The sequence below is a fragment of the Mycobacterium sp. genome (assembly GCF_052143115.1).
In the GTDB taxonomy this organism is placed as follows: domain Bacteria; phylum Actinomycetota; class Actinomycetes; order Mycobacteriales; family Mycobacteriaceae; genus Mycobacterium.
Genome location: NZ_JBKQTQ010000007.1, coordinates 19433 through 34012, shown reverse-complemented (window position 1 = coordinate 34012; position 14580 = coordinate 19433). Strand labels below are relative to the sequence as shown.

Genomic DNA, 14580 nt, shown 5'->3' with positions numbered 1-14580 from the left:
TGCTGTCACGTCGCCGGCACCGCCGTTCTAACGGCGAAGCCGGCGATCAGCTCGGGGGCCGGCTTGTAGTAACGCAATCCCGTCTGGTACGGACCGGCAGCCGCCAGTGCCGCGAAAGCGGCTACCCAGGTGCGGATCTCGTGTGCGGAGTTGCCGCCCTCTCGAGCGATGAACGAGTTGGACCAGTTGTCCAGCTCGTCGAGTCGGCCGCTGTCGAGAATGTCGAGAAATCGGTGATCCCACACCGGGTTGAGTGGTTGGAGTTCACTTACCCCGTCTGCGAAGCTCCTGGCCGCGTCGATTACCGCGGTCTGCCGCGCGAGCCGCTGTTCAGAGGTCATCGGCCGTCCGTGCACAATTCGATCCACGACTGCCGGAGTCGCCGTCGCCAGCGTCGGGACCGGCGGATCATGTGACAGCCCACCGGATCCCACCACCAGGACCCGCTCGTTCAGGGTGGCCAGATAACTGCCGACCGCGGTGCCGAGCGTCCGACAACGATGCAACGGCCCTAGCGGGGTGGCGACCGAGTTGATGAAGATCGGTATCACCGGATGCGCCGTGGCCGCACCGAACAATTTCTCCAGCGGTTGAACGGTGCCGTGATCCACGTCCATGTTCGCCGATATGGCTATGTCGACGCCTGCGGACAGGACCGCTTTTGCGCAGGCAACGGCGGTGGCTTCCGGAACGTCCAGCGGCCCTTTGTGGGTGTCGTAATCGCCGACTCCCTGCGCGTCGGTGCCAATACAGAACGGTGGCATCAGTTTGTAGAAGAAGCCGTTGTAGTGGTCGGGGGCGAAGATGACGACGAGCTCCGGGTTGAAGGTCTCGACGAATTCCCGTGCCTGCGCGAGTGCCGTGTCAATGTGGTCAAGGAGGTCCTGCGACGGCCCGGGCAGATTCAGTAGCGGGCTGTGGGACATACAACACAGGGCTAGCGGCACGGTTTCCTCCCGGTATCAGGACGAGGACGTCGAAGAGCGAGACACTCAACTCGGGTGCGAGTTGAGCGATGCAGGCGCCCGCAATGCAACGATCGGGGCGCAGGAACAGCACGGATTCTTGGTGGGTGTCGAACCAGGCTTTGAGATGACCGCCGCGGTCCCCGACGACCACGACGTCCGGATGGTCGTGACCGGTCCAGTGCAGCTGGCTCAGCGGCCGCGCTGCGACGAACTTCGTGCCCAGCGCCTTCCAGTTCGCAAACGCTGTGGCGCCTAGTATTTCGCGCGGATTGTTGTTCCAGCACAGAACGGCGAACCCTCCGTTCAGGACGTCGTCGAGCAGGACATTCTGGTGTTCGCGGGTGTCCACCCGGGGTTGCACGAACAAGGTACCGACCGGCGAGTCGGTGCGACGCGGCTCGGAATGCACGACGGCCCCCTGCTCGTATCGCGGCATCGGCTTAAACCGCATCTCCAGCACATACCTCTTGAGCGAGGGCACAATTGACGCGGACCGCACCAGAAGATCGCGAGCCGCGGCGACTCGCCGATTGGTCGGAGAGATGACGCGCCCGACCATCGTCGACAGGTCGATCATCGCGCGGGCGTGCTTGCGGCGCTCCACGTCGTAGGTGTCGAGCAACGCATCCTCGGCGTATCCGGTCACCACCGCGGCAAGCTTCCAACCCAGATTCGCCGCGTCTCGGATACCGCTGTTGTAGCCCTGTCCCTGCCACACCGGCATCAGGTGCGCGGCGTCTCCTGCGAGCAGGAGCCGACCACGACGAAACGTCCCGGCGATCCGCGAATGATGGGTGTAAACCCGGTGCCGGATCACGTCGACTCGGTCGGGATACGGGACGAATGAAGCGAGCATTCGCGAGAGAAAGGCCGGATCCTCTGCCTGCTCGTCGGTCTCGTTGGCGTGAATCATGAACTCGAAGCGGCGAATCCCATGTGCGATCGAGATCGAGGCGTAGGGGCGCCGCGGGTCGGCGCCGACCTCGCTGTTGGGATGTCCGAGCGGATCGTTGGCGACGTCGACGACCAACCAGCGTGTCGACGAGGTGGTGCCGTCGAAAGACACCCCCATCAGCCGCCGTGTGGTGCTTCGCCCGCCATCACAGCCGACCACGTAACGGGCCCGCAGGTTCTTCCGCCCAGCCTGGCCGTCGAGTTCGACCGTCACCGCACCGTCGGTTTCTGTGCATGAGGTCATGGGGCGGTCCCACCACACGTCAACGTGCTCGAATCTGTCTAAGCCGCTGAGCAACTCGGCGTCGACCAGCGGTTGCACGAAACCGTTGCGTTTGGGCCAGCCGAACCGCGCGTCAGGCGGGGCCATTTCGGCCAGCACTCGACGTTTGGCGTCGACGAATCGCAGGATCTGGTTGGGCACCGTGTGGGGCAGAATGCGATCGACCAGACCGATCGCCTGAAAGGTCCGCAGCGACTCGTCGTCAAGCCCCACACCGCGGGGATAATCGATCAGCGTTGCGCGTTCATCGACCACCACGGTGCGTACGCATTGCAAGCCAAGGATATTGGCCAGGGTCAGGCCGACCGGGCCCGCGCCGACGACGACGACGTCGACGTCGACCTCGTGGACCTCTTGGGCCTCTTGGTTACGGGCCACTTTCAGCGCCCCAGCAGGAAGTCGAGATGCAGGCGGTTGAAGGTCTTGGCGTCCTCGTACTGCGGCCAGTGACCACAACCGGGCATCAGCTCAAACCGCGCGCCGGGGATCATCGACGCGATTCGGCGGCCCTCAGCGACATCGGCGGTCGGGTCATCGCTGGTCCACAAAACCAGAGTTTGCGCGGTGATCGACCCATACTCGGCCGGGCCGAGGAGGTTGCGCGCCCGAATCTCTGGATCCTGCAGGGCCATAATGTCGCGCATCGCCGCCACGAAGCCCGGCTGGCGATACACCCGCTGCCGGCTGGCGACCAGATCGTCGTAGTCCTTGGACTTGTCGGCCATTAGCCACTTGATTCGCGCTTGGACGGTTTCCCAGGTCGGATTTTCCGCAGCCGCCATCGACAGGGTGATGATTCGCTTCATCACCTCGGGGTCAGCCTGCGAACCGCCGGCGGTGTTGAGGACCAGCCGGTCAATCCTGTCGGGATGGTCGACGGCGGCGCGGGCCGCCACCCAGCCGCCGAGTGATTCGCCGGACAGGCTGGCGTGCTCGGCGCCGATGGCGTCGAAGACCGCCATCAGGTGTTCAACATAGTGGGCGACCTCCAGCGGGTGGCCAGGCTTGTCGGTGTAGCCGTGCCCCAGCATGTCGATCGACCAGGTCCAGAAATGCTCGGCGTGCGCTTCCAGATTGCGGACATACGCCTCGGCGTGGCCACCCGATCCGTGCAACAGCACCAGCACCGGCTTGGCCGAATCGCCCGCTCGCAGGTAGCGGGTTCGCACGTCGCCGGCGTCGAGGTAGCCCTGCTCGAAGGGGACACCCTGCAGATCGCTCCACACGCTTTCGTGCTCGGCCACCGGTTCCTCTCGTGTTAAGGCTCGCGGCCCCTAAGGGAAATTTTGTTCTCGTTTAACGCCAACATCCTGTGCTAAAATCGCACACTGATGTGCACTATGTATAGAGCATCACTCTCCGCCGGTTGTCTGTCAAGGGAAGCGCAGGTCGCGTTGGCCGGCCCCGTCCCGGAGCGCCGACATGGCTGAGACGCCGACCACCACAGCGCCCGGTTCGCAAACGCTGGCCCGGGGGCTCAATGCGCTGCAACTGGTAGCCGACGCCCCGGCGGGGCTGACCGTGCAGCAGGTCGCCGATGGCGTCGGCGTGCATCGGACGATCGCCTATCGCCTGCTCGCCACACTTTCCCAATTTCGGTTCGTCGCCAGGGGTGAGGACGGACGCTATCGGCCGGCTGCGGGTCTGGCGATTCTCGGCGCGTCGTTCGACCGCAACGTGCGCCAACTGAGTCTGCCGACCCTGCGCGCGCTCGCCGACGATCTGGGTACCACGGTGTCGTTGCTCGTCGCCGAGGGCGACCAGCAGGTGGCCGTCGCGGTGATCGTCCCCACCCAAGTCGCCTACCAGCTGGCCTTCCACGAGGGCAGCCGCTACCCGCTGGACCGGGGAGCCGCGGGCATCGCGTTGCTGGCGAGCATGCCCGCACGCCCGGACGAACGCGACCTCGTCGTCCGCGCCCGCGAGCAGGGCTGGGTGATTACCCACGGCGAGATCGAGCCGAACACCTACGGCCTGGCCGTTCCGGTGCACCGCCCACCGCCGTCGCCGCCGACTTGCATCAACCTGATTTCGCACCGGGAAGACGTGGTGATGCGCGGCCAGGACGCAGTCATCAAGGCAGCCAAGGAATTATCGGCGATACTCAGCTGACCTGAGCTGGAAGGAAACGAGCTTATGCCGTCTTGGGACCACGAAGTCGACGTCGTCGTACTGGGCAGCGGCGGTGCCGCTCTCACCGCCGCATTGACCGCGGCGGCCAGCGGCGCTTCGGTGGCGGTCTACGAGAAAGCCGCGACTGTCGGTGGCACCACGGCGGTTTCGGGCGGCGTGGTGTGGATTCCCGCGCATAAGCGTGCGTCCGACGGGGAATTGACGGTGGATGATGCGCTGAAGTATCTGGACGCGCAGTCGTTCGGTTCGATGGACCAGGCGCTGGTCGAGACGTTTGTGCGAACCGGTCCGGCGATGCTCGACTTCGTGGAGGCGCACAGCGGTTTGCACTTCGAGATCGCTAATGGTTTCCCGGATTACAAACCGGAGTTGCCCGGCGGCCGGCCGACCGGGGGACGATCGCTGACCGCTGCTCCCTTCGATCTCGCCCGACTGGGCGAATGGCGGGATCGGATCACCTCGTTCCCGGCCGATTGGTCCAACGTCGGTTTCGACGCCGAAACCCGGGCGAGGCTGCACGCGGCTATCGATGAGAGCACAACGGACCTGTGCGTGGCAGGTACTGCGCTGATCGCCGGGCTGCTGAAGGGATTGCTGGATTCCGGCGTGACGCCGCAGACGAATGCTCGGGCCGAGGAGCTCTATGCCGAAGCCGGCGAGATTGTCGGGGTCCGGATCAGCTGCGCGGGAGAGCAACTGAGGGTGCATGCCCGTCACGGCGTCATCCTGGGCACCGGCGGGTTCGAATGGGATCCGTCGTTGGTCAACGCTTTCCTGCGCGGACCGATGCACGGCGCCGTCTCACCGCCCAACAACACCGGCGACGGGTTGCGCATGGTGATGGCTCACGGTGCCGATCTGGCCAACATGGGCGAAGCGTGGTGGGTGCCGATCGTCCAGATCCCGGGCGACACGATCGAGGGGAAACAACGCAGCCGCAGCGTACGCCTGGAACGAACTCGCCCGCGCAGCATCATCGTCAACCGGGCCGGGAAGCGATTCGTCAACGAGGCCTGCGACTACAACTCGATGGCCGGCGCCTTTCACTACCTGGACCCACGTGACGGCTACGTCAACGACCCGGCGTGGATCGTGTTCGATTCATTGCACCTCAAGCGTTACGGGTTCCTGGGTGTCGAGCCGGGAGACCCGATTCCGGATTGGTTCTGCGCGTCGGCCGATCTGGCCGAGTTGGCTGCCAAGACCGGAATCGCACTCGACGGACTCACCCGCACGACCGAGGACTGGAACCACAATGTCGGTGAGGGATCGGATCCCGACTTCGGCCGTGGCTCAAGCGCATACGACGGCTATTGGGGTGACGACCGCGCGACGACGCTGGCCGGCAAGACGCTTGGCCCCGTCGATACCGCCCCCTACTACGCGGTACCGGTTTCGGTCGGTGCGATGGGAACCAAGGGCGGGCCGCGTACCGACCGCGACGGACGGGTCTTGCACGTCAATGGCGCGCCGATACCGGGCTTGTATGCCGCCGGCAACGCGATGGGCGGCGTAACCGGGCGGGCCTACGGCGGCGCCGGCGGGACCATCGGTCCGGCAATGGTTTTCGGATTCCGCGCCGGCTACACCGCGGCAACAGGCAAGTCGGTTGACTAGCTGACGGCCTAGGTAAAGGCCTTCGTGATGGCTGCCATGTCGAAGTAGTCACGCCAGGCTGCGATCTTGTCGTCGTGTACCTCGAAGACACCCATCACCGGTAGCGGTACCTCGCCGCCGTCCTTGCGATGCATCACGTCGGTGCGTTCGTTCATCACCACCGTGCCATCGCTGACCTGCCGGTGCACATTGAAGTCGATGCCGTCAACCGCGGCGAGGAATCCCGCGATGAATTGCTTGATCGCCTCTCGACCCTGCACAGGCTCCATGGGAATGTTGTGATAGACGGCGTCTTCGGTGAAGTACCCGGCCAATTCTTCCGGGTTGGGGGACGACCACAGCTTGCAGAATTCGGTTACCAGCTCATCAGCAGAACGAGTCATTACTTTATGAAACACGTTGCAGTACAATAAATCAAGACCGTTACACGTCTCCGCTGCCGAAAGTGACCACCACCTTGTCGGCCGCACCGGGCGTGGTGGCAAGCCGCAGCGCTTCGGCTACGTCATCGAATGGGACCGTATGGCTGATAATGACCGCGTACTTCTCCCAGTTGTCGATGATGTCTTTGGTGACCTCGAAGATCTCCTCCGGATAGCCCATCGATCCGACGATGGTGATTTCGTTGCTCATGACGTTGAGAAAGTCGACCGGTATCGGCTTCTTGTGGACGGCGACCACCACGACCCGGGCTCCCGGCTTGGCGGCCGTCAAGGCGGTGTTGATCACCGCGGGCGCACCCGCGGCGTCCAGATAGATGTCGGTGGCGGCCTTCCCCGGGAACATCGACTCGCCTGCGCCGTGGAGTTCGATCAGGCGGCGCGCCACGTCTTCATCGGTGGAGTTGATAACCGCGTCGGCACCCACTTCGAGGGCCTTCTCCAGCCGTGACGAAATCAGGTCGACAACGATGACATGTTGTACACCAACGGCTTTGAATCCGATTGTTGCCCCGAGCCCGATCGGACCGGCACCGAATACCACGACCTTGTCGGACGGTTTCGGCCCGACTTGATTCACCCCATGTCGCGCGACAGCCATCGGCTCGTTCAGTGCCGCCACTTCGAAAGGTATGTGGTCAGGCACGATCTCAAGGCTTTTACCACGAACGGCGTTCTCGATCAGCAGATAGTCCGCGAGCGCACCGGTCGCACCGCCGTTGCCGATGATGCCACTGGGCGCCGCCATCGGATTGATCACGACATGATCGCCCACGGACACGCCGGTGACGTCGCGACCGACTTCAACGACTTCGCCCGCGGGTTCGTGGCCGAGCGGCATCTGTCCCTGCCGCGGCGGCAGCCCGCCCAGCGCGATGTACAACGCGTCCGACCCGCAGATGCCGCAGGCCCGTATCTTCACCAGGACATCCGTCGGTCCGACCGCAGGCTTGGGTAGCTCGACGACCTGCATCTGTCCCGGCGCTGTCACCACGGACGCTCTCATCGAAGCTCCTCGTCTGCAAAGACGCGCGTCAGCGTTCGGCGAGTGCCTTGGCGAGATCGATCGTGCCGGTTCGGATCGCGGCGACGACGCCGCCATCGACCAACAGGTCGGTGCCGGTGATGAATGCGGCCGACGGGCCGAGCAGGAACTCGGTGGCGGCGGCAATGTCCTCGGGGGTCCCAAGACGTCGCAGGCCGGAGTTGTCGACCATGGCTTGCATGAGCGCGCCGGATTCACTGCTCAACTCCAATCGACCCATCGCCGTGGAGATGACACCGGGGCTGATGGAATTGATTCGCGCGCCGCGCTCACCCCAGGACCCGGCCGCGGCGGCAACGCGGATTTGGTTGGCCCGCTTGGCGAATGGATACGCTATCCGGCTATCGGTGATCTTCGAGCACGCTTCGAGGCCGAGCAGCTCGTCAGTCGGCGCGCTCGCCAGCTGCCGCTCAACCGCCGGATCAAGCGCCGGCTGCATGTGGCCGGCCATGCTGGCGATGACGACCGCGGCGCCACCGGGCTCGATCACGCGGCCGAACTCGTCGATGCTGAGCGCGACCCCCAGCAGGTCGACCGCCAGAACGGCTTCAGCGGGTGCCTGTTGCGGCGAAAGTCCAGCGGTATGAACAACAGCCGTGACACGGCCGGCCTCGTCTGCCATCTCCGCAACGGCGGCCACCGAACGCCGCGAGGTGACGTCGACTTCTCGCGTCAGCACCCGATGCCCGTCGCTGGTAAGCGCATCGGCGGCAGCATTCAGGCCTGCCGCGTTCACGTCGGCCAGCACGATTGTTCGTCCCGCTCCGACGCGGCGGGCGATCGACAGCCCCATCCCGCCGGCACCGATGATGACCAGAACCTCGTTGTCCGTTGATCGCGATGTCATGAGTCTCCGCGGGCCGGGTTTGTCGCCGATGAACCACTCGGCACAATAGCCGATCGGCGACAACGCGCTGTCGCCCGCCGCCACATGATGAGCGTGCTGCAGTTCGATCCGGTGGCGCGCGTTCCGGCGCCGATGCTGTCGGGAGCCATCTCCGCCGGCGTCATGCATCCACTGGTTACCGACATCGACGACGACACCCTGCGCGCCGACCTGCTGCGCACGACACGGCGGATCCTCAACCTGCCGGTTGAGTAGATCCGCTCCCCGCTCCGGGGGTCAGCAGCTGTTCGGCCGCGGTGTAGGGATCGTCGCGGCCATCGGCCACCGACTCCGCGAGCCGATCGAGATCCGGGTGCGTGCGCAGCCGGGTTTGTGCCAACGACAGGATCTGCGCTCGCGCGCGAGCGGACCGGCGCGCGGCGCTGTCGGCGCGGTGGTGCGCGTCGATCGCCTCCATCAAGTCCGACAGCCCTTCACCTTTCGCGGCGATCAGGCTGATGATCGGGGCTTTGGTCTCACCCCGAAGGTCGCGGACGGTCTGCTCGGCGCCGTCCCGGTCGGCTTTGTTGACCGCAACGATGTCGGCGACCTCCAGCAGTCCCGCCTTCGCAGCCTGGACCGCGTCGCCGGCACCGGGATTGAGGATGACGACGGTCGGGTCGGCGACCGCGGCGATCTCGATCTCGGACTGCCCCACGCCGACCGTTTCCAGCAGGATCACGTCGTAACCCAATGCCCCGAGCAGCCGGATGGCCGCCGGCACGGCCGCGGCGAGCCCGCCCAGATGTCCCCGGGTGGCCACCGAGCGGATCAGCACATCGGGATCGTTGATGTGCGCCGCCATCCGAATTCGGTCGCCGAGCAGCGCACCCCCGCTGAACGGCGATGACGGATCAACGGCAAGCACCGCCACCCGCAACTCGCGCTGCCGATAAGCCCCCACCAACGCCGCGATCGTCGTCGATTTACCCGCGCCCGGCGGGCCGGTGATCCCAACGACCAGAATCGACGACGGACCGAGGTTCGCCAGCACCTCGTCGCGACGCTCACCCTCGACCAGGCTGAGCAGCCGGCCTGCGGCACGCGGGGAACCGCCACGCGCGGCCTCGATCAGATCACCGATGGTCATCTGATGATCATGCAGCCGGAACCTCGCACATCGCGGTTTCTCTCCAATTCGGCAAGCGGGACCCGAGTCGCCCGCGGCGAGGCGAGAATACTATTCTCTCAGTTCGAGAGTAAGAGTTGCAAGAAGGGAAACATCAATGCAAATCAGCGGTAGCTCGGCGATCGTCGTCGGCGGCGCCGGCGGTCTGGGTGAGGCCACCGTTCGTCGGCTGCACGCGGCGGGAGCCAAGGTGGTCATCGCCGATCTGGCCGACGACAAAGGCAAGGAGCTGGCCAGCGAGCTCGATGCCCGCTATGTGCGCACCGATGCCACCAACACCGACGACGTGCAGGCGGCGCTGGCCGAAACGGAATCGCTTGGCCCGCCGCGAATCTCGGTGGATGCGCACGGCGGCCCGGCCAGCGGTGGCCGGCTGGTCGGCAAGGACGGCTCGCCGTTGGACCTGGACGGCTTCAAGACCACGATCGACGTCTACCTGACCGGGGTGTTCAACGTGCTGCGGCTGGCCGCCGCGGCCATGGCGCGTCAGGAACCCGTCGACGGCGCACGCGGCGTCATCGTCAACACCGCATCGATCGCCGCCTATGAGGGCCAGATCGGCCAGCTGCCCTACGCGGCCGCCAAGGGCGGCGTCGTCAGCATGACGCTGGTCGCTGCCCGTGACCTGTCCCCGCTCGGGATCCGCGTGGTCACCATCGCCCCAGGCACGTTCCTGACGCCGGCCTACGGCAAGGCCGGCGACCAGCTGGAGGCTTACTGGGGCCCGCAGATCCCTTACCCCAAGCGGATGGGCAGGTCTGCCGAATACGGCGCATTCGTGCAGAGCATCGTCGAAAACGATTACCTCAACGGCGAAGTCATCCGGCTGGACGGTGCGCTGCGGTTCCCGCCGAAGTAGGCGTCGGCGCCTCGAGCGTCACGCCAGCGCGACCGTCGCCGCCGAACGCCACTCTGGCGTGACGTTCGGCAGCATGCCGGCGGCAGGTCAGTTTTTGCCGGCCGCCAACTTGGTCACGATCGAGCGGAAGTCCTCGGTCTGGAAGGACTGGTTCTCGGCGGACAGAGCGTAGTCCAGCGTGGCAAGAACCGCGCGCTCGAGATGCACGTTCAGCACGCGTTTGGTGCTCTCGACGGCCTGCTGCGGCAGTTGCATGATCTTCTGTGCGCACTGCACCGCCTCGGCGACCGGATCAGCGACCATGTGGTTGGCCAGGCCCAGTTCGACCGCCCGCTCGGCGGGGATCCGGGTGCCGGTCAGCGCGTACTCCTTGGCCAACAGCAGGCTGATGTGCAGCGGCCAGGTCAGCGGTCCGCCGTCGGCGGCCACCAACCCCACCTGCACGTGCGGGTCGGCCAGGTAGGCGTTCTCGGCGATGTAGACGATGTCGCTTAGCGCGACCAGGCTGCAGCCCAGACCGACTGCCGGGCCGTTGACCGCCGCCACTACCGGTATCCGGCACCGTGCCATGCCCAGCACGATCTCGCGTCCGTCGGCGATGGTCTTGGCGCGCAGGTCTGCGTCGCCAGCCAACTCGGCCAGATACGCGAAGTCACCACCGGCCGAAAAGGCCCGGCCCGCACCGGTTATCACCACGGCTCGGGCGCTGCGGTCGTCGCTCAACCGCTGCCACAGCTTCGCCAGCCCGTGGTGTAGGTCATCGTTGACCGAGTTCAGCGAATCGGGCCGGTTCAGCGTGATAATGCGCAGCGGCCCGTCGGCCTGCACGTCGATTTCGGTCGGCATGTCGTACATGTCAGGCTCCTAATCCCAAGATTCGTGCGGCGATGATGTTTTTCTGGATCTGCGATGTTCCGCCCATCACGCTTTGCGCGCGGCTGTACAGATAGGCGCTGAGCAGGCCGGGGTCGTCGATGCCGGCAACAGCCAACGCGGCGTGGCCGACCGACTGCTCGACCCAGGTCATCAACAACTTGTCCAGCGATCCGTCCGACGTGTGCGTCACCCCGTCGAGCTGTTCGGACAACCGCCGCCGGACGTGATGGGTCAGCATCTCGGTCTGCACAACCGCCCAGGCGAGCTCCTCGCCCGGCGGCCCGTCGGTGCGCGCGGCCAGCTCGCGAACGAGCTTGCCGTAGCGGGCCGCGTAGCCCAGCGTGGAGGGTTCGCGTTCGTGGCCGACGACCGTCATGGCAAGTGCCCACCCCTCGCCCGGGGCACCCACCATGTGGTCCGCCGGCGCGAAAGCACCGTCGAAGAACACCTGGCCGAATTCGGTGGTGACACCGTTGATCATGCGCAGCGGACGCTGTTGCACGCCAGGCTGTTTCATCGAGATGATGAACGCCGAAATGCCGCGGTGGCGTTTGGCGTCCGGATCAGTACGGGCCAATAGCAGACACCAGTCAGCGACATCGGAGTAACTGGTCCAAATCTTGTGTCCCTGGATGACGTAGTTGTCGCCCTCGCGGGTGGCGGTGGTTGTCAGCGAGGCGAGATCGGAGCCCGAGCCGGGCTCGCTGAAGCCCTGGCACCACCGTTCGGTGCCGTTGATCATGCCGGGCAGAAACCGGCGGCAGAGCTCTTCGCTGCCGTGTCGGGTCAGGCCGGAGACGAGGTAGCCGAGGCTGGGCCGGGGCGGGGAGCCGGCCCGTGCCAGCTCTTCGTCGAGAATGACGTCGTACACCGGCGGCAGTTCCTGCCCGCCGTACTCGCGCGGCCAGGACAACCCGAAGAAGCCGCCCTCATACAGCGCACGATGCCATTCACCCTGTCGGGCCCGATACTCGTCGCCTGAGCTCGGAAATTCCTTGGCGTGCACCGAAAGCCACGATCGTAACCGCTCTCGGAAGGCGGCTTCGTCGGGCGAATCACGAAAGTCCAACGTCGATCTCCTCCAGCTTGACGGGCCACAGTTCGGTCGATGTCAGCGCACGTCGCAGATAGACGTGCGCCAGGCACTCCCAGGTATTGCCGATGCCGCCGTGCACCTGGATGGCGGTCTCGCACACGGTTCGTGCGGCGCGCGCGCAGTAGATCTTCGCGACCCGAGCGGCGCGGATCGCCTCGACCGGGGCGAGCTCGTCAACCGCCCAGGCGGCATGGCGCAGCACACTCAACGAACCCTCGATCAGCGCCAGGCTTTCCGCGAGCAGGTGCGCGACGGCTTGATAGGACCCGATCGAATGGCCGTATTGCTCACGGATTTTCGCGTAGTCACAAGCCAGGGTGTGTGCGCCTCGGGCCGCTCCGACCAGGTCCGCCGACGTAGCGGCCAGAGCGAGTGCCAGCCACCGGTCGGCGACATCGGAGTCGACTTCGCCGACAGCGACCCGTGTCACGACGACATCGGCGGTGGACCGGGTCAGGTCGACGGCGTCGCGGACGGCGCCCAGGTCGGCGGCGAGCACCGTGGTCCCGTCCAACGCCAACGCCCGCTGGTAGCCCCGTGCGTCGATGCCGTGACCACCCAGCGCGATCGTCGACCCGGAGCCGTCGTGGCCGACATGCCGCGCCAGATCGTCGGCGAGGACCGGACCGAGAAACGGCGCGTCCACCAATCCGCGGCCGAATTCCTCAGCGACGATGGCGACTTCGACGCCGGAGGCACCGTCGGAACGCAGCGATCGCCAACCCGTGATCTCGATTTGCTTGTCCAACCGGGAAATTCGATCGTCGTCGGCGAGAGCTTGCACCGATCCCGGGCCGAGATCGTCGGCCAGCTTTGCCGCGGCGTCGCGCAGTTGTTGTTGTTCAGCTGTCAGACGTACATCCATAGCGCTCCTTGAGAACTCGGCGTAGCACCTTTCCGGAGGGCAGCCGAGGTATTTCGGGCACGAACACGACCCGGCTCAAGCGTTTGTACGACGCGAGCCGCTCGCCCACCCGGGCACTGAGTTCGGCGGCGTCGACCGGTGCCCGCGTCGCGACGGCGGCGACCACCGACTCCCCGTCGACGCCGTCGGGGATTCCGAACACCGCGCAGTCTTCGACGGCGGGGTGAGCGTGCAGCACGGCCTCGATCTCGGCGGGCGCGACCTGGAAACCCCGGACCTTGATCATCTCCTTGGCCCGGTCGGTGATCCGCAGCCAACCGCCGGTGTCTAAATATCCGACATCACCGGTGCGATACCAGCCGTCGCACAAGGTATCTCGCGTTGCCTCGCACGGCAGATAGCCGGCCATCAGCGAGTCCGACCGCGCCTGGATCTCACCGACCTCACCCGGGCCGATCGGCTCGCCGGTCTGTAGCGACACCACCCGCACCTGCACGCCCGGCACTGGTTGCCCAACCGAATCGAGCCGGGCGCCGTCAAGTGGGTTGCAGGTGATGACCGGCAGCTCGGTGGTGCCATACGCGGGAACCCAACCGACGCCGGTGCGCTTTGTGACGGTCTGGGCGACGCTTTCGCTGACCGGGGTCGCGCCCCACATGATGAACCGCAGCGACGAGAGGTCGTAGGACTCCAGGTGCGGGTGCGACGCGATGGCCAAAGCGATCGGCGCGACGGCCATCTCGACGGTGATTCGATCGGCTTGGATGTGCTGCAGGATTCGGTCGATGTCGAATCGGCGATGCAACCGCATCCATACGCCGGTCTGCAGTGCCGTCACGATGTTCAGCAACCCGAGGATGTGCGACGGCGGCGTGGCGATCTGGATTCGGTCGCGGGAGGTCAAGCCCAGCGCGTCACGCCAATGCCGAACCGCGGCGTGCAATGACGCATGGGTGTGCCGGACGGCCTTGGGCAGACCGGTCGTGCCCGAGCTGAACGCCAACACGGCGTCGGCATCCGGCGGCGGTGAGCCGAACACCGCTTCGCCTGGCGAGATCGGCTCGTCGAGATGCAGCATCGGCATCAGTTCCGACAAGACCGCATGGTCGCCGACGGCGTGCGACGGATTCGTCAACGCCAGCGCGTGCTCGACTTCGTCGCGCTTCCAGGCGGGGCTGATCAGCACGACGGTCGCCGCCAGCCGCCAGATCGCGTGCAGCGCGATGATGAACTCGGGGCGGTTGGACGCCATCAACGCCACCCGCGCACCAGCCGTCACGCCACGTCCGCCCAGGCTCGCGGCCAGCCCGTCAGCCAGCGCGTTGAGCTCCGCGAGGCTGTAGTGCCGGTCTTCGAACACAAGCGCGGTCGGCTCACGCGGCGGCGCCAACCCGCACTGCGACATCGAGGACGTTGAGAACATTGAGAA

At 65.8% G+C, this 14580-nt stretch carries 14 protein-coding genes and 1 pseudogene; 4 read left to right on the top strand and 11 right to left on the bottom strand.

Annotated elements, in window-relative coordinates:
* Positions 1-5: 5 nt before the first annotated feature.
* The 3 genes from ACLQI9_RS00790 to ACLQI9_RS00780 are packed head-to-tail and all read right to left on the bottom strand — an operon-like array spanning position 6 to position 3449.
* Positions 6-926: a 3-carboxyethylcatechol 2,3-dioxygenase gene (locus ACLQI9_RS00790; RefSeq protein WP_442376783.1), complete on the bottom strand. Its 921-nt coding sequence runs from the start codon at positions 924-926 to the stop codon at positions 6-8.
* A complete protein-coding gene (locus ACLQI9_RS00785; RefSeq protein WP_442376784.1) occupies positions 874-2583 on the bottom strand; it encodes a bifunctional 3-(3-hydroxy-phenyl)propionate/3-hydroxycinnamic acid hydroxylase in 1710 nt (569 codons plus the stop codon). The genes ACLQI9_RS00790 and ACLQI9_RS00785 overlap by 53 nt, the downstream gene beginning before the upstream one ends.
* Before the next feature lie 2 nt (positions 2584-2585).
* Positions 2586-3449: an alpha/beta fold hydrolase gene (locus ACLQI9_RS00780; RefSeq protein WP_442376786.1), complete on the bottom strand. Its 864-nt coding sequence runs from the start codon at positions 3447-3449 to the stop codon at positions 2586-2588.
* Between the two features lie 178 nt (positions 3450-3627).
* Between ACLQI9_RS00780 and ACLQI9_RS00775 the strand changes: the two genes are divergently transcribed.
* Together ACLQI9_RS00775 and ACLQI9_RS00770 are read left to right on the top strand one after the other, a co-directional pair.
* Entirely contained in the window at positions 3628-4317 is a 690-nt protein-coding gene (locus ACLQI9_RS00775; RefSeq protein ID WP_442376788.1) for an IclR family transcriptional regulator, read from the top strand.
* 24 nt (positions 4318-4341) lie between these two features.
* Positions 4342-5955: an FAD-dependent oxidoreductase gene (locus ACLQI9_RS00770; protein WP_442376790.1), complete on the top strand. Its 1614-nt coding sequence runs from the start codon at positions 4342-4344 to the stop codon at positions 5953-5955.
* 8 nt (positions 5956-5963) lie between these two features.
* Here the strand turns inward: ACLQI9_RS00770 and ACLQI9_RS00765 are convergent, their stop codons facing one another.
* The 3 genes from ACLQI9_RS00765 to ACLQI9_RS00755 are packed head-to-tail and all read right to left on the bottom strand — an operon-like array spanning position 5964 to position 8287.
* The gene (locus ACLQI9_RS00765) at positions 5964-6338 is read right to left on the bottom strand and encodes a nuclear transport factor 2 family protein (RefSeq protein WP_442376792.1); all 375 of its coding nucleotides are present in this window, start codon (positions 6336-6338) and stop codon (positions 5964-5966) included.
* Between the two features lie 40 nt (positions 6339-6378).
* The gene (locus tag ACLQI9_RS00760; protein WP_442376794.1) at positions 6379-7401 is read right to left on the bottom strand and encodes a zinc-dependent alcohol dehydrogenase; all 1023 of its coding nucleotides are present in this window, start codon (positions 7399-7401) and stop codon (positions 6379-6381) included.
* A gap of 28 nt (positions 7402-7429) precedes the next feature.
* Complete coding sequence (locus ACLQI9_RS00755; protein WP_442376796.1) at positions 7430-8287, bottom strand: SDR family oxidoreductase; 858 nt, start codon at positions 8285-8287, stop codon at positions 7430-7432.
* Positions 8288-8353: 66 nt separating this feature from the next.
* Between ACLQI9_RS00755 and ACLQI9_RS00750 the strand changes: the two are divergent.
* Positions 8354-8542: pseudogene (locus ACLQI9_RS00750) on the top strand (TetR/AcrR family transcriptional regulator); the annotation flags it as partial.
* Here ACLQI9_RS00750 and meaB read toward each other — a convergent pair.
* Positions 8523-9416, bottom strand: a complete 894-nt coding sequence (gene meaB / locus ACLQI9_RS00745) for a methylmalonyl Co-A mutase-associated GTPase MeaB (RefSeq protein WP_442376798.1) — start codon at positions 9414-9416, stop codon at positions 8523-8525. The pseudogene ACLQI9_RS00750 and the gene meaB sit on opposite strands and share 20 nt — an antisense overlap.
* A gap of 136 nt (positions 9417-9552) precedes the next feature.
* Here meaB and ACLQI9_RS00740 point away from each other — a divergent pair, with 136 nt between their 5' ends.
* Complete coding sequence (locus ACLQI9_RS00740) at positions 9553-10314, top strand: SDR family NAD(P)-dependent oxidoreductase (RefSeq protein ID WP_442376799.1); 762 nt, start codon at positions 9553-9555, stop codon at positions 10312-10314.
* A gap of 87 nt (positions 10315-10401) precedes the next feature.
* On the opposite strand, the gene ACLQI9_RS00735 is transcribed toward ACLQI9_RS00740, so the two are convergent.
* Genes ACLQI9_RS00735 through ACLQI9_RS00720 form a run of 4 tightly spaced genes read right to left on the bottom strand, consistent with a single transcriptional unit; the run spans position 10402 to position 14574 of the window.
* Entirely contained in the window at positions 10402-11169 is a 768-nt protein-coding gene (locus ACLQI9_RS00735; RefSeq protein WP_442376801.1) for an enoyl-CoA hydratase/isomerase family protein, read from the bottom strand.
* A 1-nt stretch (position 11170) separates the two neighbouring features.
* On the bottom strand, positions 11171-12259 hold the full coding sequence (locus ACLQI9_RS00730) for an acyl-CoA dehydrogenase family protein (protein WP_442376803.1): 1089 nt from the start codon (positions 12257-12259) through the stop codon (positions 11171-11173).
* The gene (locus ACLQI9_RS00725) at positions 12246-13151 is read right to left on the bottom strand and encodes an acyl-CoA dehydrogenase family protein (RefSeq protein ID WP_442376805.1); all 906 of its coding nucleotides are present in this window, start codon (positions 13149-13151) and stop codon (positions 12246-12248) included. The genes ACLQI9_RS00730 and ACLQI9_RS00725 overlap by 14 nt, the downstream gene beginning before the upstream one ends.
* Complete coding sequence (locus tag ACLQI9_RS00720; RefSeq protein ID WP_442376110.1) at positions 13129-14574, bottom strand: class I adenylate-forming enzyme family protein; 1446 nt, start codon at positions 14572-14574, stop codon at positions 13129-13131. Before ACLQI9_RS00720 ends, ACLQI9_RS00725 begins: the two co-directional genes overlap by 23 nt.
* Positions 14575-14580 lie beyond the last annotated feature (6 nt).

Bases quoted from the DNA above. Each gene is read 5' to 3' on its own strand.
- ACLQI9_RS00735 (WP_442376801.1), bottom strand. From the start codon at position 11,169: ATGTACGACATGCCGACCGAAATCGACGTGCAGGCCGACGGGCCGCTG.
- ACLQI9_RS00760 (WP_442376794.1), bottom strand. From the start codon at position 7,401: ATGAGAGCGTCCGTGGTGACAGCGCCGGGACAGATGCAGGTCGTCGAG.
- ACLQI9_RS00770 (WP_442376790.1), top strand. From the start codon at position 4,342: ATGCCGTCTTGGGACCACGAAGTCGACGTCGTCGTACTGGGCAGCGGC.
- ACLQI9_RS00740 (WP_442376799.1), top strand. From the start codon at position 9,553: ATGCAAATCAGCGGTAGCTCGGCGATCGTCGTCGGCGGCGCCGGCGGT.
- ACLQI9_RS00755 (WP_442376796.1), bottom strand. From the start codon at position 8,287: ATGACATCGCGATCAACGGACAACGAGGTTCTGGTCATCATCGGTGCC.
- ACLQI9_RS00725 (WP_442376805.1), bottom strand. From the start codon at position 13,151: ATGGATGTACGTCTGACAGCTGAACAACAACAACTGCGCGACGCCGCG.
- ACLQI9_RS00765 (WP_442376792.1), bottom strand. From the start codon at position 6,338: ATGACTCGTTCTGCTGATGAGCTGGTAACCGAATTCTGCAAGCTGTGG.
- meaB (WP_442376798.1), bottom strand. From the start codon at position 9,416: ATGACCATCGGTGATCTGATCGAGGCCGCGCGTGGCGGTTCCCCGCGT.
- ACLQI9_RS00790 (WP_442376783.1), bottom strand. From the start codon at position 926: ATGTCCCACAGCCCGCTACTGAATCTGCCCGGGCCGTCGCAGGACCTC.
- ACLQI9_RS00775 (WP_442376788.1), top strand. From the start codon at position 3,628: ATGGCTGAGACGCCGACCACCACAGCGCCCGGTTCGCAAACGCTGGCC.
- ACLQI9_RS00720 (WP_442376110.1), bottom strand. From the start codon at position 14,574: ATGTTCTCAACGTCCTCGATGTCGCAGTGCGGGTTGGCGCCGCCGCGT.